General features: G+C 43.6%; 14 protein-coding genes. 11 read left to right on the plus strand and 3 right to left on the minus strand.

Annotated features, from left to right (window positions below):
* Positions 1 to 608 precede the first annotated feature (608 nt).
* Positions 609 to 2,750 (plus strand): glycosyltransferase, encoded by a 2,142-nt coding sequence (locus COP04_RS05045; RefSeq protein ID WP_239984769.1) that lies wholly within the window; start codon positions 609 to 611, stop codon positions 2,748 to 2,750.
* Between the two features lie 192 nt (positions 2,751 to 2,942).
* Here COP04_RS05045 and COP04_RS05050 read toward each other — a convergent pair whose 3' ends face one another.
* Both COP04_RS05050 and pfkB read right to left on the minus strand, forming a co-directional pair.
* A complete protein-coding gene (locus COP04_RS05050; protein WP_100486985.1) occupies positions 2,943 to 4,847 on the minus strand; it encodes a fructose-specific PTS transporter subunit EIIC in 1,905 nt (634 codons plus the stop codon).
* Positions 4,848 to 4,852: 5 nt separating this feature from the next.
* The gene (gene pfkB, locus COP04_RS05055) at positions 4,853 to 5,791 is read right to left on the minus strand and encodes a 1-phosphofructokinase (RefSeq protein WP_100486986.1); all 939 of its coding nucleotides are present in this window, start codon (positions 5,789 to 5,791) and stop codon (positions 4,853 to 4,855) included.
* A gap of 101 nt (positions 5,792 to 5,892) precedes the next feature.
* Between pfkB and COP04_RS05060 the strand changes: the two genes are divergently transcribed.
* The 9 genes from COP04_RS05060 (at position 5,893) to COP04_RS05100 (ending at position 15,911) form a co-directional block, all read left to right on the plus strand.
* On the plus strand, positions 5,893 to 6,708 hold the full coding sequence (locus tag COP04_RS05060; RefSeq protein WP_420852735.1) for a MurR/RpiR family transcriptional regulator: 816 nt from the start codon (positions 5,893 to 5,895) through the stop codon (positions 6,706 to 6,708).
* Between the two features lie 362 nt (positions 6,709 to 7,070).
* Positions 7,071 to 7,709, plus strand: coding sequence for a Crp/Fnr family transcriptional regulator (locus COP04_RS05065; protein ID WP_100486988.1), 639 nt, complete (start codon positions 7,071 to 7,073; stop codon positions 7,707 to 7,709).
* A 126-nt stretch (positions 7,710 to 7,835) separates the two neighbouring features.
* A complete protein-coding gene (locus COP04_RS05070) occupies positions 7,836 to 9,143 on the plus strand; it encodes an ABC transporter substrate-binding protein (protein ID WP_204988023.1) in 1,308 nt (435 codons plus the stop codon).
* A gap of 102 nt (positions 9,144 to 9,245) precedes the next feature.
* A complete protein-coding gene (locus tag COP04_RS05075; RefSeq protein ID WP_100486990.1) occupies positions 9,246 to 10,142 on the plus strand; it encodes a carbohydrate ABC transporter permease in 897 nt (298 codons plus the stop codon).
* Positions 10,129 to 10,956, plus strand: a complete 828-nt coding sequence (locus COP04_RS05080) for a carbohydrate ABC transporter permease (RefSeq protein WP_100486991.1) — start codon at positions 10,129 to 10,131, stop codon at positions 10,954 to 10,956. Before COP04_RS05075 ends, COP04_RS05080 begins: the two co-directional genes overlap by 14 nt.
* Before the next feature lie 22 nt (positions 10,957 to 10,978).
* Positions 10,979 to 12,100, plus strand: coding sequence for an ABC transporter ATP-binding protein (locus COP04_RS05085; RefSeq protein ID WP_100486992.1), 1,122 nt, complete (start codon positions 10,979 to 10,981; stop codon positions 12,098 to 12,100).
* A gap of 3 nt (positions 12,101 to 12,103) precedes the next feature.
* On the plus strand, positions 12,104 to 12,928 hold the full coding sequence (locus tag COP04_RS05090) for a metallophosphoesterase family protein (RefSeq protein ID WP_100486993.1): 825 nt from the start codon (positions 12,104 to 12,106) through the stop codon (positions 12,926 to 12,928).
* A 292-nt stretch (positions 12,929 to 13,220) separates the two neighbouring features.
* Positions 13,221 to 14,990, plus strand: coding sequence for a zinc ribbon domain-containing protein (locus COP04_RS05095; protein WP_157800184.1), 1,770 nt, complete (start codon positions 13,221 to 13,223; stop codon positions 14,988 to 14,990).
* A 180-nt stretch (positions 14,991 to 15,170) separates the two neighbouring features.
* Positions 15,171 to 15,911, plus strand: a complete 741-nt coding sequence (locus tag COP04_RS05100) for a YdcF family protein (protein WP_100486995.1) — start codon at positions 15,171 to 15,173, stop codon at positions 15,909 to 15,911.
* A 341-nt stretch (positions 15,912 to 16,252) separates the two neighbouring features.
* Here COP04_RS05100 and COP04_RS05105 read toward each other — a convergent pair whose 3' ends face one another.
* Positions 16,253 to 17,749 (minus strand): ArnT family glycosyltransferase, encoded by a 1,497-nt coding sequence (locus COP04_RS05105; RefSeq protein ID WP_100486996.1) that lies wholly within the window; start codon positions 17,747 to 17,749, stop codon positions 16,253 to 16,255.
* A gap of 560 nt (positions 17,750 to 18,309) precedes the next feature.
* Here COP04_RS05105 and COP04_RS05110 point away from each other — a divergent pair.
* Positions 18,310 to 18,912: an undecaprenyl-diphosphatase gene (locus tag COP04_RS05110; RefSeq protein WP_100486997.1), complete on the plus strand. Its 603-nt coding sequence runs from the start codon at positions 18,310 to 18,312 to the stop codon at positions 18,910 to 18,912.
* Positions 18,913 to 19,084 lie beyond the last annotated feature (172 nt).

Raw genomic sequence — 19,084 nt, forward strand, 5'->3', positions numbered from 1 at the left:
GGAATGTAGAAATCCGGGGAAAAGGCCAAGGTTATGAAGAACTGAAATGAGATAACTTTAAATAATCGGTAAAAAAGAATCCCTACTAAATATATAGCATGAAAACACTAGATTTTTTAAAGAAATTGTATCCGGTTCCAGAAAAATATAAATGTCGTCAAACAATGTTCACAATTATGACTGTCAGCTTCGCAGGCACCATGATTGATCAGTATGAAGTTATTAATCAAAGAGAGGGAATAGGAAGCCAGAAAATGACGAAACCTGATTGCCGCTGATCTGTTCTTCGCCAATTCATGTATTTGTTTTGCTGTAACGGTCAAAAATTGCAAGATTCTGTCGAAAATTATTAAACTTTTAAATTGGCGTTTTCAATACAGAATCTGGATGTTACTGTTTTACGGTTTCGTCGGCACAAGTGGGTGAACAATACGGAATTCTTGCATGTGGCCTATCCCGTTGGAGCAATCTGTCTGTTAATCTTGCTCTTTATTGGAGCCTTATGGGATGAGCAAATCTTTAAGAAACCACTGATACTATTGTGCTGCCTGACAAGCGCAATTTATCTATGTTGGAGATTTTTTTTCACACTGCCTGGGCAGGGCATTGTGAATGAAGTGGCAGGGATTATCTTACTAATAACGGAATGTATCGGCTTTTTGCAGATGCTTGTTTTTTATACTCTTGTTTGGAAGCCAGCGCCACAAAATGACATACCGCTGGAACGGCTGGGTAGCATTCCAACTGTAGACATTCTGATTGCAACTTACAATGAACCGATCGTTGTTCTGAAACGGACAGTAGCCGGATGTCTGAATCTGGATTATCCTTCTGACCGCTGCACGATTTATCTATGTGACGATGGTGACCGTCAGGAAGTCAAAGAATTAGCCAACCATTTTCATGTTCGCTATGTGAGGAGGGAAGACCACACTTCAGCTAAAGCCGGAAATCTGAATCACGCACTGCACAATTCGAAAGGCGAGTTTGTCGTCACACTGGATGCCGATATGGTTCCACTGGCACCTTTTTTGCACAGGACACTCGGCCTTTTTGTCGATCCGGATGTGGCATTTGTCCAGGTACCCCAGGCTTTCTATAATGATGACCCCTATCAGTACAACACCTTTTCGTCCCATCATGTACCCAATGAGCAAGACTTTTTTATGAGAACATTGCAATCAGGGAAGGCACGTTTTAACGCTGTGATGTTCGTAGGCAGCAATGCTGTTTTTCGGCGGCAGGCATTGGAAGCAATTGGGGGATTCGCTACAGGCGTTATCACGGAAGACATGGCGACGGGGATGATGCTGCAAGCGAAAAAATTCAAAACGCGGTTTGTTGGTGAAGTGCTGGCTATGGGTCTTGCTCCGGAGTCGTGGGGCGATTTGCTGAAACAGCGTGACCGGTGGTGCAGAGGTAATATTCAATGCGCGAAAAAATGGAATCCATTGATGCTGCAGGGGTTATCGCCAATGCAGCGCCTGCTTTATCTGGATGGCCTTGTTTACTGGTTCTTTGGTCTGTTTAAGCTGGTGTATATAGCGGCACCGCTGGCTTTTCTATTGTTTGGCATTTATTCATTGAAAACAGATATTCTATCCATTATCACTTTCTGGATACCCTTCTTTCTTAGCACGATGCTTGCTTTTCGTGTTGTTTCAAAACGGCAGCGCAGCACGATCTGGAGTCACATTTACGACACATCAATGGCACCCCGGTTGGCACTATCGGTGGTGATGGAACTTTTTTTCAACAAGCAGATTCAGTTTAAAGTCACACCTAAAGGAAAGAGAACCGACCAAAAAGATTTCCAGTGGACGGCGGTTTTGCCACATTTGATTTTGCTTGCGCTCACTGTTGTTGCCTTTTCGAAAACAGCGGTTGATTATTTTTATTTTCGTGATATCAGGATCAGTATTGTCAGTTTTAACCTGTTTTGGGCGCTTTACAATATGATCGGACTGGTCATATCGGTGACGATTGCTGTTAACAGACCCCGTTTCCGGCGAGCTGAACGTTTTTCGGTCAGCCAGCCGGCCCGGGTTAAGTACATCACTCGTGAGCGGCAGAAACATGTCACTCAAGCCAGGGTCGTTGATATGAGTGAGACAGGTGCGCGGATTTATATCATCGATGGGAAAATTTGTAAAACAGCGAAGGCCACGTTTCAATCTTTAGCAATTGAAACAGTTGGTGACCTCCCCTGCCATGTGGTTTGGATGATGCCTGATTCCGGAACGGGTGGGGCGTTTCTCGGACTTCATTTTGAAGAACTGAGCGATGCTCAATACATCCGTGTCATTCAGCTTCTGTTCAATATGAATAACCCACGCCGCCCCTTTGTTGAGCAACGTTCAGATTTTGTTTCAACGATTTATCGCTTTTTCACACATTCCTTTGTATTGACTCGTGCCCGTCACCGAAAAAGCATCCGTGAATTGATTCATGCCGACGGCCAGCTCTTCCCCTTATCATCGAACAAACTTGATTTGGCGGTACTGGAGGCTGCGGCTGCTCTTGAACAAGATACGGCATTCGATGAATCCCGCAAACGCCCAATGGAAAAACCAGTAATGATCATTGATATCAGTACAACCGGTTGCCAGATCAAAAGCACTTTTTCCCTTGGTATCCATCAGAAAATCGTACTGTCATCAAATAAAGCGCGAATAAATCTGGTCAAAGCTGAAGTTGTCTGGACAAAGAAAAAAATAGGAAAATATCTTTCCGGCTTACGTTTTCTCTAACCCTTGCTGATCAATTGACGCTCTTTCAATTAGCAAAATATTTAAGGTTGACGAATAAGCATTTACACGATAGCAAATTTTTTATAATAAATTCAAGCAGAAACCCGAAACAGAATCGATAGAGATTCCATTTCGGTTTTTTGAATCCGCAAGTGAGACAATTCCATATACTCTTAACTTAGGAAAAAGTCGTTACGCATTTAAAGCATTAAATAATTCCTTTTTCGTTCGGGCGTTCTGGAGAGCGCTGACGATTGACTGGTTCATCAATTTTTGTGCCATGTCCGAGAGATAGTGCATATGTGCGCTACTTCCGTTTTCAGGTATCAAGTAGGCGATTGCGATTGATACCGGTAGACCATCCAATGTTTTCCAATCATTAATTTTTCTCTTGGTCTTGATGACAAACATAGCCGCATTTTCGATAGTCGGCGACTGTGCATGCGGAATCGCAAAACCGCCTTCCATTCCGGTTGAGCTCTGCGATTCTCGTTTGTTAAAAGCTTCGATTAATGCCTTGCGGTCCTTAACGTATCCTTTATCAAAAGCTTTATCAGCAATGAACTGAAAGAGTTCTTCCTTGTTTTGAATCTGATCATTTTCCAGGTAAATATTATCGACGGTCAACAGAGATGGTTCCTGCTCATCAGTAGTTTGAAATTCATTTTTTAAAGATCCAGAGGTGAAGTTGATTCCAGATTTGTTTTCTTGTCGAACGGTTCTTTTCTGATCCCAGGCAATCAGGAATCCGGCAACAAGAGCGCCTGCGACAATGTCCATAACCCAGAGAAATGGATGGTTGACGATCGGCAGAATGATGAAACCTCCGTGAGGTGCGGGAACTTGGATCTTCATATAATAGGTCAGAATTGCTGCTATGGATGAACCAACCATGAGAAAGGGTATGACTGTCAACGGTTTTTTGGCTGCAAATGGTATGGCACCTTCTGTAATATGTGTCGATCCTAACAGAAAATTTACATATCCGGCATTCCGTTCTTCCGCTGTATAAGCGTTCTTTGCAAATAAGACGGCAAATCCGGTGGCAAGAGGCGGCGCAATGCAGGCCGCTGAAACACCGGCCATGAAGTAATAGTTGCCTTGGGCAAGCAACGCCGTTCCGGTCAAATACGCTGCCTTATTCACCGGGCCGCCCATATCGAATGCACACATCATGCCAATGACGAGTCCAAGAATGAGTGGGCTTGAGTTCTGCAAACCGGAGACAAACTGCATCATGCCCTTGTTAATGGCCGACATCGGCGATGACAGGAAAAACATAAGAAGGCCACCAATAAAAGTGCCAAGTACAGGCAGAAGGAAAATAGCTTTCAATCCGTCCAGTTGCCGGGGCAGACTTTTCAATAAGTATTCCAGCAAAACAATGATATAACCGGAAAGGAATCCGCTTACAATTCCGCCCAGAAAACCGGTACCGTTAGTGAAAGCAATCATCCCTGTGATGAAGCCGACGACAAGTCCGGGGCGTTTACCAATGGCCTGCGCAATATACGCGGAGAGAATCGGCACCATCAGCCCCATAGCAATGGCACCAATGTGATTGAGTTGAAAAGCAAGCGGGTTATATTGCGGGTTTCCCGGTTCGGCGGAATGAATGCCAAACATAAAAGAAATAGCCAGAAGAACACCGCCGGCGACAACGACAGGAATCATATGGGAGACACCATTCATCAGATAAACGTAAATTTTGTGCAGAAGAGAATCTTCACTTTCCGATCGATCATGGCCAGCATTTGATGATCGCTGTTTTCCTTCCTTGAAAGGTGACAGGTCTTCATTAAGTATTTTGTTAATCAGTTCATCCGGATCTTTAATGCCCTTGGATACAGAAACTTTAATCACTCGTTTTCCAATAAAACGGTCTTCATCGACATCTTTATCAGCGGCAATAATGACGCCATAAGCTTCTTTAATTTCTTTATCCGTCAACGCATTTTCGATACCGACCTGTCCGTGGGTTTCGACCTTGATTGAAATGCCTTTTTTCTCTGCCGCATCTTCCAGAGCTTTCTTTGCCATAAAAGTGTGAGCAATACCAGTTGGACAACCAGTGGCCGCAATGATTTTCTTTTCCATTTTCCTCAAACCCCGCTTTCAGTTTTGTTTGTGACATGGACTTGCTGAAGCAAAAACGGGACATCCTGAAGACTGCTTAGTCCCGCTGCAAAAGCCGTTGAGGAAGCTGCTGCGGTTGCAAACGCCAGTGCTTCATCCAGACCTTTACCTTTGATTAGTGAGCCGATAAAGGTGGCCAGCATTGTGTCACCGGCGCATGCCGTGTTAACAACATGGCCTTTTGGTGCGCTGGCAACGAGAGTGTACTTCTCATCCAGATAAATGGCGCCTTTTGATCCGCGCGAAACGATAATGTGTCGAGCGCCCATTTTCAGCAACTTTCGGGCTCCGTTAATGATTTCTTCATCACTGGAAAGGGCATCGGGATCAGTGTTCAGGAAGGCCGCCAGTTCTTCGTCGCTTGGCTTGATCAGCTTTGGACCGTAAGGCAGGCATTCCAGCAATGCTTTTGAACTGACATCCAGGATTAAAGAAAAACCGTTTTGTCTCGAAAGCTGCGCGATCTCGATGAGGATGCTGTCATCAACGTTTCTAGGCAGGGAACCTGAGACAAACAGGCTGTCCGCTGCGCTGAACCCGCTGATCAGTTTCAGCAATTCCTGCTGGCTCATTCTACTAATCTCAGGGCCGTGGTTGACGGCTTTATACTCCAGTTCGCCAGTCCGGATAAAAGTATTAATTCTCGTGATGCCGTCGACATGAACAAACGCGGTTCCGATACCCTTTTCCTTCAATGTTGATTCGATAAATTTCCCGGTAAATCCACCAAGAAATCCAGTAGCCACACTGTTGATACCCATTTTCTTTAACATGAATGAGATATTAATCGCTTTTCCATTTGCCTGATAATCTTCATAATGACTGCGATTGACAACAAAGGGTTTGAATGTATCAAATTCTGAAAATAAATCGATGGCTGGATTCATGGTACATGTATAGATCATATCCGGTTGTCACTCCTTTCCCTGTCGTCCATGTATTCAGTATCGCATAACTTTGGCGAAAAGATTTTCAGATCATGATATAATTGCTGTAAGGCTTTACATTGTTGAGAGAAAGGGATATTCCATTGACATCGACTTTCCTGACCCGAATCTATGAGCACGAACATCTACTGAGCAGCAGCGAAAAATATCTTGTTGAATACATCAAAAATCATCTTGATCAAATTTCACAATTATCGATTGTACAGCTAAGTTTGGAAGCCAGCGTTTCGACAGCGACAATTGTCAGAGCTATGCAGAAACTGGGATACAGCGGTTTTACATCTTTTAAAATTCGGCTGAAAGATGAGCACGCGGAGAACATTAAATTTACCGCTGTAGAAAAAGTGGATCACAAGATTAAAGAAGCAATTTTTAAAAACGAGCGTGAAGTAGTTCAAACGATTGGGATGCTTGACAGCGGGACTATTGAGGATGCATTGCAGAAAATGATTCATGCCGATAAAATCATGCTGTTCGCACGGGGCCTTTCCGAATTGATTGGCAAAGAGATGATGATTAAACTGCAGCTCCTGGGAAAATACAGCGAAATGCATGATGATCCGAATATCATCCGGACTATCAGTAAGCGCTTACGGCCCACTGATCTGGTGATGTTCATTTCTCTGAACGGGAGAACGGAGGAACTTGTTGAGGCGGCGAGGAACTGTAAAGCAAGCGGCGTCAGCACGATCACACTGACGGCGAACCGGAACAGCCCGCTCTGTGATCTGTCGGAAATTTCCATTGTCGGGTACAAATCACAAATCTCATATTTTCCAGATTATGAAGTGCACTCCCGTCTGCCTATTATGGTGATTGCCCGTATTATACTGGATGCCTATGTTATACGGACGCGGGAGAAAGATAATAATTGATATTCGACACGCAAGGGGAGATATTCGGCTGACAGGTTCAGATAAATTACCGCTGTATCATTTCAGCCCACTACCTAATCTATTGTTTACTGAAAATTGATGCAAAATTAATTGGAGCTTTAATGTAGTTCGCTAAACTGAATACGTGGGAACAGAATTGCCGGTCCTAAGCCGGCAGTTTTTTTGTTCTATGCAAAGGTTGTAAATGATTTTTATGGATAGTGTTAAGACTCTGCAAAGTGTCGGTTATCCGACAGAAATATGAGAAGTCGCTGGGCTATACTCGCTTCAGAGATCAGAATTTCGAATTTAAGCGATTATGTTACGGGACACTGAATATTCAGATAAAGGAGCAGCATACAATGATTGCCAAAACAGCTGACAGCGCGCTACATCGTTTGTTTCGAAAATCTGGATCTTTAAAAGAGTTCAAGAAAAATTCATTTGTATTCGTTAAAGGAGATATGGCCAGGGAAACATTTTTTATTGAAGACGGCTTGCTGAAGATATGCCAGACGACCTGTACAGGTCAGGATGTGACCTTTTTCATCCGGAATGCCCATGAGTTCTTTGGTGTGGCTGAAGTAGTTCTTCAGCAGGATCATCCTTGCTATGCGCAATGTCTTCGCACAAGCAAAATCTGGACACTTCCGGCACAGATTTTGCACGAAAAAATTTATTCAGACCCTGAGGTCAACCAGGAGGTTTTACAGACACTGACGCGCCGGCTCATTCAGCAGGAATATACCGTGGAACAGCTGGCCTGCAAATCTGCCTCGTCCAGGCTGGCCTGGCTCATTAATCAACTGTGCCATGATGAAATGAAAAGCGGCTGGTCTTTGCACCTCTCACTGACACATGAGGAGATGTCCAACATTATTGGCTGCAGCAGACAGACAATCTCCGAAACTTTTAATGAATGGCGTTCCAGAGGGATCATCCATTACAGCCGGAATAACCTGACCATCGTCAGGCCGGATCATCTGATTGCTTACCTATAAGGAGGCGAGTGCCGCAGAGCATGGAGCGCTTAATCTGCTTATAACAGCGAAGAAAGAATGTGTATTGCTCGTTTGAAAAATCAGGAGACAGAGATGCTTTACCATTTACGATTGGGGAGGAAAATGATGAATATCCGATGGACAAGAATGAGTTTACTTTCATTACTGATAGCTGCTGTATTAATTCTCCCTCTTGCAGGATGTGGCTCGAATGGCAATGCGACAGGGGCTGCCAATAAAAAAACGGTGATTGAATACTGGCACGTGAACGCACAGACACAGGGTGGCCAGGCTGTTGATCAGCTGGTTAAAGACTTTAACGCGCAAAGCAAAGATGTCAAAGTGATTGCCAAATATAATCCGGACATGTATAAAGGCTTGATGCAGAACCTGCAGGCTGAAAAAGCAGCAGGCAAAACTCCGGCACTGGTCCAGGTCGGCTGGGCTTATCTCGATTATTTCTCCAATAATTTCGGCTATATGGATCCAAATGAGGCCATCAATAAATTTGATCCGAGCGATAAAAATTTTCTGAAGGACAAGTTTTTGCCTAACATACTTGATTTAGCAAAAACGTCAAAAGGCCAGATCGGGATTCCCTATTCTTTAAGTTCTCCGATTCTGTATTTGAACAAAGATATACTGAAACAAGCAGGGTTGAGCGAGAATGGGCCAAAAACCTGGCAGCAAGTTCAGCAGTTTGCCAAAGTCATCAAAGACAAAACCCAGAAATACGGGCTTTACGTTCAGGAACCTGCCGATACGTGGGCTCAGCAGTCGTTAATGCTCAGCAATGGTGCGCAGATTATTGATAAAAACGGGAAGGCGACTTTTGCTTCAAAAGAAGGTATCCAGGCTTATCAACTGTATGCAGATATGGTCTTAAAAGATAAAACAGCATTGCATGTTCCTTGGGACCAAGGAGTTACCGCATTTATTAATGGTAATGTCGGCATGCTTTATACCACGGTTGCACAAATGAGCAATGTGGAAAAAGGCGCGAAGTTCAATGTTTCGGCGATCCCTTCCCCTCCCTTTGAAGGCCATCCGGCAAAGGTTCCGGCTGGTGGTTCTTTTCTGGCCATTACTGCTCAGACTGATGCCCAGCAGAAGGCAGCCTGGGAATTTGAAAAATACCTGTACAGTGTTCCGGCAATGGCAACATGGACAGAAGCAACGGGCTATGTACCGCCGCGTAAAGATGTCGCGGATGCTAAAGACGGGCTGAAAGATTTTGTCGCCAAGAACCCGATGATCAAGTCGGCACTCGACCAGATGGACAAAGCCGTTCCGTGGACATCATTCCCTGGAAATTCCGGGTTGCAGGCCGAACAGGCTATGATTGATACGCGCGATAAAATCCTTGGCGGACAGGAACCAGTTGCCAAAGCGCTGAAGGATGCCCAAACCCAGATCAATCAATTGGAAAAATAAAAGAAGTTAAAAAACGGGAAGTGAGCGCTTTTCAATTTTAAAGCTGCGCACTTCCGCATTTATAGCACTTAACTACTTAGAATGATAAAAGGAGACTCCCGTATGGAAAGAGTGTCCATAAACCGAAACAAACTGATTGCTTATGTCTTTATTATTCCGTCACTAGTCATATTTGCTGTGTTTCTGATCTGGCCGGTTTTCTACACATTCTATTTAAGCTTTCTGAACTGGAATATGATTTCTCCGACAAAGCAATTTGTCGGGCTGAATAACTACGTCAGCCTTTTTCAGGATCCGATCACATACAAAATACTGATCAATACATTTATCTATCTGGGTATCTTGCTTATTTTGAACTGCCTGCTTCCTTATATACTGTCTTTTGTTCTTGAATACGTCATTACAAAAGGGAAAAATTTCTATAAAAAGGTTATTTTCATCCCAAGTATAGTTTCTCTAGTCGTTGGTTCAATGCTTTATGTCTGGATACTGAATCCTGTTTCCGGTCCCGTTGCGATCATTTTTAAGCATATGGGGATCTATTTACCGATTTGGAGCAATACGAGCGGCCTGGTCCTTGTTGTTCTAAGCCTGATTACTTCATGGAAAGTGTTTGGCTACAATTTTATCGTATTGCTGGCTGGAGTCTCCAATATTCCGGCCGGTGTCATCGAGGCAGCAAAAATGGACAACGTTCCGCTTTATCGGATTTTTCTTCAGATTGTTCTGCCGATGAGCAGCGCCACGGGGATCTATGTCTTTATCATGACTATTGTTCAGGGACTGCAGTACGTTTTCACTCCGATCAATGTCATAACGCAGGGCGGCCCGAATTATGCCAGCTCGAACCTGATCTATCATTCCTATCAGGATGCTTTTGTCCTTTACAAAACGGGGGAGTCAGCCGCTTTGTCAACCATCACATTGCTGTTGTTTGTTTGTCTGCTTTGGTTGGAGTTTAAGTTTGTGGAAAAGAAGGTGTACTATGCCGGCAAATAAATCAAGAAATGCCCTGTTATGGCACCTTTTGCTGCTTGTTTTCCTGATCCTTGCGCTATTCCCGATTCTCTTTGCTGTCTCGAATTCTTTTAAGACTTTGAGCGAATCATATAATTCGATGCTCAGTCTGATTCCGGGGAAGCCGACCTTTGGAAACTATGTAACGATCTTTACGACACTGCCTATGGTTAACATCATATTAAATACGTTTATCATTGCGACACTCGTGACGGTTTTCAAACTTGTGACCAGCTATTTTGCAGCCTACGCCTTTACTTTTTTTCGGTTTACCGGAGAGAAAATGTTCTATTTTCTCTTTGTGGCGACCATTTTTGTTCCATTCACTGTTGTCATGATTCCAAACTATTTAATTGTCTCGAAAATAGGCCTGCTGGATAACATATACGGCGTTGTCCTCCCGCAGCTTTGCGACGCCACAGGGATATTTCTATTGACTCAGACGATGCGGACGATTCCCAAATCGCTCATTGAGGTTTCAAAGCTCGACAACATCGGCACTCTCGGTATCCTGAGAGACATCGTCTTTCCGTTGACACGGCCTGCGGTAGTTTCAATCGGAATCATGTTTTTCATCAATTCGTGGAATGAGTACGTATGGCCGACTCTGATTCTGAAGAACCAGGCCAATTTCACACTGCCGCTCGTACTGCAAATGTTTATCAGTTCGGAAGGCGGCACCAATTTTCCGATTGCCATGTCGATTTCAATGGTGACGATGATCATTCCACTCATTTTATATATCTTTTTTCAGAGGTATATATTGAACACGTTCAGCCAGTCTGGGATTAAGTAAAGTGAATGAAGGAGATCGTTACATGCAGAATCCATATATTCGACTTGAAAATATTTGTAAAAAGTATGGGAAGACACCAGTTATTGAAAGACTGAATCTAACCATCAATAAGGGTGAGCGGCTGGTTCTTTTGGGACCGTCGGGCTGCGGCAAGTCAACAACTTTGCGAATGATTGCCGGGCTGGAGAATATTTCGGACGGCCAGCTCTTTATCGATCACAAAAAAATGAATGATGTGCCGGCTGGAAAACGCGGTATTTCAATGGTCTTCCAGGATTATGCGCTGTATCCGCATATGACTGTCGAAAGAAACATTTCTTATGCACTTAAAGTGAACAAAATGGATCGTGAAGAAATACTGCGCAGGCAGAAAAAAGTGATTTCAATTCTGAACCTTGAAGGGTTTGAAAAACGCTATCCCCGGGATTTGTCGGGAGGCCAGAGGCAGCGTGTCGCGTTGGCACGTTCGATTGCCAAACAAAGCAGCATATTCCTTCTTGATGAACCGCTGTCGAACCTGGATGCACAGATGCGGATCAGCGCCCGGAGAGAATTATTGAAAATTCATCAGCTCTATCATCAGACATTCATTTATGTGACGCATGATCAGATTGAAGCGATGACATTGGGTGAACGGATCGCGCTGATGAAGGACGGTGCCTTGCAGATGCTCGACACGCCTTACAATACGTACCATCATCCGTCCAATGTTTTTGTGGCCAAATTTATTGGCACGCCGTCGACCAATATGCTGGAAACCCGCTTTGAAGATGGTTTTCTGCATTTTAAAGACGTGTCAATTAAACTGATAGAACCATGGATCCGCTTGATTCAACAATCCCGAATCACAGATCTGTATCTAGGCATTCGTCCGGAATACATCAAGCTGGCGGAGACAAGCGATGCTTTGACGGGTGTGGTTATTCGTACAGAAGAATACGGGAATCAGCTGGGCGTCATTTTTCAATTTGATGGAATTGAAATGACAGCGATCAGTGAGGACAGAGACTGGAAAGAAAATATGAAGATCTACTTCTCAATCGATCAGGAGAAGATGTTTCTGTTCGATCATGCATCAACGCAAACCATTGGGTATCCAGATGAATTTTCCCGTTCAGAAGAAACTATTGAATTGGAGCGCTAAGCAGTGGGACATAAAATAACAATCGTTCATATTTCAGATATACATCTTAACCCGGTTTTTAAAAAGGATATCTTCGGGATGGGCATTGATACACTTAGTAAATTTTTAGCTTTATTTGATGATGTCAAAGAGAAAAATATTCATCCGGACTGTTTTGTCATCAGCGGTGATCTGATTCACGAGGGGACTGAGGATGATTACGGGTACTTGCATAAGATTGTGCAGCAGAAACAGCAGGAATTCGGCGTGCCTGTCTTTGTCTGCCTTGGGAATCACGATACTCGTGAACCGTTCTGGGCAGGATACAAGGGTGATAAAAATAAGAACGACGAATATTACTATTCTGCCATGGTTCAGGGATTAAGACTGATTTTTTTGGACAGCAAGAACGGAACCGATGAAGAAGGCGTCATTTCCGAAAAGCAGCTGGACTGGCTCAATCAGGAATTAATGCAACCTAATCCTGAGGGAACACTGATCATTGTGCATCATCCATTGTTTTGCAAGAATCTTGATTATATGAAATACAGTATACTTCAGAATACAGATCAGTTATTGTCTGTGCTTCAGGGTAAAGACGTTCTGGCAGTCCTGAGTGGACACATCCATTTTAATGCGGTTTTTAATCTTTCAGGTCTGATGAATTCAGTGATCGCCGCAGCTTCCTATGGCATTGACTGTTCGAATGTCCATCTCCATAAATTTACGGATGACAGTTCATACGGAATTATCACCGTTGAGGATCAGAGCGTGATGGTGCAGCAATTATCCATGCCAAGCACGAAAAACGTTAAATATGAATTGCCGATCAAACAGTTGGAAAACTGAGCGTCGGCATGCCGTGTTTATCGACATAAAAGAAGCTTCACTAAAAAAATTCACCGTTATGTAGATCGACACGCGGTGATTTTTTTTCTGATTGCTCAATTACGGAAATTCGTTAGCTTGTTCCCCATTTTTGTGCTTCAGTTTAATTGTTGTTATTTTAAATACTACTTAAATGCTGCATGGCCGCTAATAAAATATTAACGCTATGACTCCCCTCTCTTGTATTTAATCATGTATAATGAATCTGCATTTATCCTTTTTTTATTAAATGAACAGAAAGAAGGTTTGTCATTTGTTCTGCAGAAATTGCGGCGCAAAGAATCCTGATGGCGCAAGATTTTGCGCAAATTGCGGTGCGTCACTCATTGCGCCGCATGCCCCAGCCCAATCTCAAGAGCCGAAAATGTCTGATATTCCAAGCGTTTCAGAAGAACCCAAGATTTCTGAAACCTTAAATATATCCGAACCTCTTGTGGCAGCAGAAGCTCCGATATCTGCAGATGTTTCGGCAGCACCGGATGCCGCCATTATTCCGGGCCTTCCGGGTGAAGCGCGGATACCCGATGACGTGAAAGATCTGGAAATGATCAGAAGGCCAGAGATGGTTAGGCCTCCGGAAGGCTTGCGGATCCCGGAACAGCAGACGGGTAACCTGAAGGAACAGGCCGTGTTTTCTGACGTCTTTGCTGCGACCGCACAGCGCGAAACACGTTTCGACGAGCCTGAAACTAAAACGCGTTTACATAAAAAACTTTGGTTGATTCCGCTTTTGATTGTGGTTATTCTGGGTGCGGTGGCCTACTTTACGGGTAAATACCTGACTGATCCGAGCAGAACTGTTGCTGCGTTTGAACAGGCCGTTCGCGATCAGAATGTACATGAGTTGAAAAAGCTGATTCTGCCGAATGAACACGCGGATGTGAACGACAATCAGATTCAAGCGATGCTTCGTCTATTCGACAGTCAGCCTGATACATATCGAGCCATTGTTGCTTCGTTAAATCAGTCGGCAAAGTCACCGGATATCATCCAGCCGGATAATATGCTCTATTATTTACAAAAATCCGGCAAAAAGTATTTGATTTTTGACAATTATCGAATTGGTACGAATTCCATTCAAGCAAAAATAACCACAAATCTGCAGGGAATGCAAGTCGGCATCTTAGGTGTCGGTCATTCGAAAATCGCTGATCAGGCAGATAGTAACACACCGCAGACTCTTGATGTTGGGCCGGTGATACCGGGTGAATATACTTTTTACGGCAAATCAAAGGTCTTGAATACGTCAAAGATGGTTAGTCTCACTTCTGCCGGCAAAAATGTGGATTTTTCCGGTGTGTATATTCAGGTCCGAAGTAATATCAGTGATGCCGAGTTGTATGTGAATGGCAAGGATACAGGGGAAACGATTGCGGAGGCCGGAGCGTACGGACCATTCAAGAAAAATGACACACCCGTATTCTATGCAAAATATACCGTTAATGGCCAATCGATTCAGACAGATCCGGTTTCGGTTTCGAGCGGAAACTCAAGCTTCGGTACCGGCTTTTCTCTCGACCAGGCTCAAACGGATGGTATTGATCTAAACTTTAATCAGGTAGATTCGGGAAACTTTTACGTTTTGGACAGCCAAAATGAGCAGGCGAATATTAGCACATTGAATAATTATTTTCCGGGATTTTATGATGCGCTTTCCACCGCGGTGTCTCTGGATGATGCAACGAACTTCGCTAATTATTTTGAAAGCGGCACAGACTATGCGAAGGCTCAAATTCAGAGTGCGGATAACTTTTACAAACAGGGCGTTTCGGAATCGAATACATCGTTTAATATCAATAGCGTGATCAGTCTCGGCGGCGGGGTGTTCAGTGTAACTGTTGATGAAAGCTGGGATGAAACGATTACTGATCCGAACTCAGGTAGTCAGACAAGCAAAAGCTTTTCCTATACTGACACTTACCAGCTTAAAGAAACGGCGCCCGGAATACTGAAAATTGTCGGTCAGAAAATAACCAACCGGCAGGATACATCGAATGCTTCATCTTCCGGTTCGAGCTTTTAATTGGTCTCACAATGACTATTTGTGGCAATCGATGCGCTTCACCGGCACGACTGTTTTGATTCATCAGAATAATATAGGTGTCAAATCTGTTTAAAAAAGTGGACATTGATTTCATGTATTAGGAATAGAGCCGTTGAAGCACGATGATCTTATGGATGAAGCGAAGAGCGGAGGTTCACGATGGAATACGTCATCAAATTTATTTATGGATTTATTTTGCCTCCGGGCCTGTTTGTAACCTTGCTGATTATTCTAAGCATATGGCTGTACAAGCGGAATCGGACGCTTTCTTTCTTGGTCGGTGGATTTACTTTTTTCCTTTATCTTTCTTTTATTCCGCTGACTGGAGTTCTGCTTATCCATCCGCTCGAGAACAGCTATCAGCCGCCTGCCCATGTCCGTGGTGACGTGATTGTCATGCTGGGCGGCGGGGCGACGCTGGGCACCCCGGATATGAATGGGGAAGGCCAGCTGTCCGGAGACGCAGCGAATCGGCTGATCACCACATTTCGTCTGTATCGGGAAACCGGGCTTCCCGTGATTACCTCGGGAGGCAAGGTTTATCCGGACAGCGGTATCGAGGCAGTGATTGCGAAGCGCGAACTGATCGCACTCGGCATGCCCGCAGATAAAATAATTCTTGAGGATAAGAGCATTACCACACGCCAAAATGCGTTATATACAAAAAAGTTGCTTGAGCGGCATCATTACAGCCGGCCGATTCTAGTGACTTCCGCTTTCCATATGCCTCGTGCTGCCCGGAATTTCAGCAAAATCGGTATCAAAGTGCAGCCCTATCCAACGGATTATCTTACCAGCAAAAAAGTTGCCATATATCCGGGACAGTTCGTTCCATCCGATGGCAGCGTGACTTTTACAGCGATTAAAGAATATGTCGGATTGCTGACGGTACTGTTTTAATTGATCTAGCAGAGGGAGACAGGCAGTCATTGATTTCAATGATACTCAGGTAATGGCGATGATTCCCCGCTGAGATCGGAAGATGGCTACGGGATAACTGACTTTGAAGAATACTGACATTGCAATGGACAATCATTCTTAAAAAGAAATGAGAAGTTTCTTGAATAGAAATAAGGACCTTACATCATTATTCCTGCTATAAGGTCCTTATTTTCATTATATGGAGTTTCCAGATACGAACGGAATCACAGCACAGACATCGATTGTCCGCTTTGCATACTAGCTGGATGTAGTACAAAAAGCAATGCTTCAATCGTTTTTCTTCTTTTCACGTTTCTATATTATGTCAATTTATCCAAGGCAGTTCCCTGATCACTGTGATGGCTAGGATCAATGGCTTTTCTTGATACAATATAACCCCATGTATCGGAGGCAACAGTCCGTAATTTATTCGTTTTGATAAAGGTTGCGGTGTCATATTTTTTTTGTATGAAAAGCAGGGCTCTTTGTGTATTCAGAAAATCTCTAAAGTTGCCATTGCTAACCCGTAAATTGGCTGACAGCTCTGCTGTTAACACAGCGTCCTGCGACCATGGCTTTGTTCGGTCGTAGCTAAACAGCGTGGCGCCCCTGACTGTTTTCACCTCCCGCAATTTTTGGATCAGGACAAGCTGTGAATTAATCGGAGGATGAGTGACGTATTGATAAATTTTCATTTCGTAAGAAGCCGAAACAAACAAGAGAGAAGCCAGAAGTATGATTCTCATTTCTAATTTTCCGCTTCTCAGAAAACGGCTGGAAAGCACACCTATTATAATGGCCAATGCAGGATAAATAGGTATGATATACCAACTGATTTTCGTTTGCGCAAGGGAAAAAAGGAATAAAGGTACACTTGCCCAGGCAGCAATGCAGATCCAATAAGCTTTTTGTGCCGAAATTATCTTTTTGAAGGCTATTCTCTGATTAGCATAGGCTAAGATCAGACCATACAGAATGACCAGCCAGTAAATAAAATAATGTGAGAGAATATTAAGGTAATAAAGTTTTCCCCCAAAGTGGCCCTCAATTGTAGTCGTTGAACGCTTAAACAGATCATAGGCAATCATTTCCTTGAAAAAGGTAAATCCATCATACTGATACCTTAGAACTACCCATACCAAGATTGGCACTGATAGACAACAACCAAGAATGAACCAGTTTTTGAACGACAGCTTCTTATATTTTCCTGAAAAAAAGAAATATAGACCCATGATAACGATAATGTTGCCTGCATGCCAACTTTTTGTTAAAAAAGCCAATGCGAATGCAAGCCCGGAAACGTAAATCCACCTGTTATTTTTATCTGAAAGAAGCAGTGAAAGAATGGCCGACGTAAACAGGAAGAGATAAAGGGCATCCGGGTCCCCCGTTCTGGCGCAGTGATTGGTGAAAAACTGTAGACATGTCGTCAGCACCAGTGCCGATACGACAGAAGCAACTTTTCCATGCCTTTTCAGGACAAACAGCGTCACCGTGATGACTGTGAGCAGAGCGCAGACGGCTGAGACCAGTCTGAGCCCGAGTGCATTGAATCCGGCTATTTTGTAACCAAGTATGATCGTCCAGAAACTGAGAGGAGGTTTCAGATTCCAGTAATCCGGCTTATACATGTATGTATTTACAATAAAATTTCTGGATATGAGCATTTCATATGCACTGACGCCATGCCTTGCTTCATCAAAACTGGCAATTGGAAAACTGCCCAAATTGTAGAAAAGATTGTAAAAGGTAACACCCAGTAAAGCGCTTGTGAATAACAAATAAACTAAATTAGACTGATTCAATATACGTTTCATGATTGACTCCTTGCCTTTAATCATTCGCGGATCCTTGATGATTAAATATTAATCCGGAATAGAGTGCAGGAGCAGGAATTGATTATCGACCCGCTGTTTGTTAACCATGCTGAATTTCATCAACCGATTATTTTCTGCACAGACTTCACTCTTTTCGAATAATGGCCACTACATTAAATACATGGATATGGTTCGCATTTTATACTTCGTAGTTGACACTCAAATTCTAAGGGGGGGCTAGGGGCAAAGATTGTATCCACAGGGCCAGCCAAAACGAGAAACAATCTGAAAAATAACAGGATTTAGATTTTTTTGCTCCGGAAAGAGGGTTGCGTTGATTGATCAAGGAACCTGGGAGTATTAACGCAAACCTACCGCCTGCTGCCGGAATAAAACCAATATTTAACTGAACATCACTGTAAGCACAGCCCTTTCAGAATATGGGACCCACTTTAATTCTTATTTGTAAATGCGTTTTTAACATTTCTTAACATTGCGTTCACAAATCCTGCCGGGTGCTCGAATTTTATCAGGTGTTAAGAAGGGAGACGGAATGTTCAATGAATCCGTTTGATGTTACTGTATTCCATGCAATTAATAATCTGGCAGGGCATGTCTCTTGGTTGGATATGTTCTTTGCTTTCGTTTCGCAGTATTCGCCCGAAATTTATGCGCTTCTTTTCATTGTTTTCTGGTTCAGCTTGCCCCGATCACAGTTTGAAGGGCGCCATTCCTTGATACTCGCCGTGTTTTCAGCAATCCTCGCGCTTTGTATCAATGTAATCATCTCGCATATATGGGCGCGGCCGAGACCGTTTGTTGCGCTGCCTCATGGTACTGTTCACCAGCTTATTCCCCATGCTCCCGATGCTTCTTTTCCAAGCGATCACGGATCGGGCGGCACGGCCATTGCCTCCGCTACCTGGGGTAAAAACAAGTGGATTAACCGTATTCTTACGACCTTTACAGCAATTATGCTGTTTTCGAGAATTTATACCGGCGTTCACTGGCCGACGGACATTCTTGGGAGCATCGTTGTCGGACTTTTTTCAAGCTGGATTATCCGTAAATACTCGCGGCTTTTCTACCCTATAACAAAAATCCTCCTGAGAATTTTCCACCTTCAGTCTCAACATTATAAGGAGTCTCATGGAAACAAGTAATATTCGTTTCAAAAAAACATCTAACTTCGGCAAAGCCTGCTGATTGGAAAATCAGCAGGCTTTGCCCATTTCACTATAAAACTGGCAGATGATCGGTGTTGTTTTAACTGGTTTTCGGTTGGACATAAAAGATTTTTGCCTGTCATACGTTTTATTAGAGGATCATGTAGAA

The sequence above is a fragment of the Sporolactobacillus pectinivorans genome, assembly GCF_002802965.1.
In the GTDB taxonomy this organism is placed as follows: Bacteria; Bacillota; Bacilli; order Bacillales; family Sporolactobacillaceae; genus Sporolactobacillus; species Sporolactobacillus pectinivorans.

Coding starts and splice junctions, on each gene's coding strand:
- COP04_RS05050 (WP_100486985.1), bottom strand. CDS start 4,847: ATGGAAAAGAAAATCATTGCGGCCACTGGTTGTCCAACTGGTATTGCT.
- pfkB (WP_100486986.1), bottom strand. CDS start 5,791: ATGATCTATACATGTACCATGAATCCAGCCATCGATTTATTTTCAGAA.
- COP04_RS05065 (WP_100486988.1), top strand. CDS start 7,071: ATGATTGCCAAAACAGCTGACAGCGCGCTACATCGTTTGTTTCGAAAA.
- COP04_RS05070 (WP_204988023.1), top strand. CDS start 7,836: ATGAATATCCGATGGACAAGAATGAGTTTACTTTCATTACTGATAGCT.
- COP04_RS05075 (WP_100486990.1), top strand. CDS start 9,246: ATGGAAAGAGTGTCCATAAACCGAAACAAACTGATTGCTTATGTCTTT.
- COP04_RS05080 (WP_100486991.1), top strand. CDS start 10,129: ATGCCGGCAAATAAATCAAGAAATGCCCTGTTATGGCACCTTTTGCTG.
- COP04_RS05085 (WP_100486992.1), top strand. CDS start 10,979: ATGCAGAATCCATATATTCGACTTGAAAATATTTGTAAAAAGTATGGG.
- COP04_RS05100 (WP_100486995.1), top strand. CDS start 15,171: ATGGAATACGTCATCAAATTTATTTATGGATTTATTTTGCCTCCGGGC.
- COP04_RS05105 (WP_100486996.1), bottom strand. CDS start 17,749: ATGAAACGTATATTGAATCAGTCTAATTTAGTTTATTTGTTATTCACA.
- COP04_RS05110 (WP_100486997.1), top strand. CDS start 18,310: ATGAATCCGTTTGATGTTACTGTATTCCATGCAATTAATAATCTGGCA.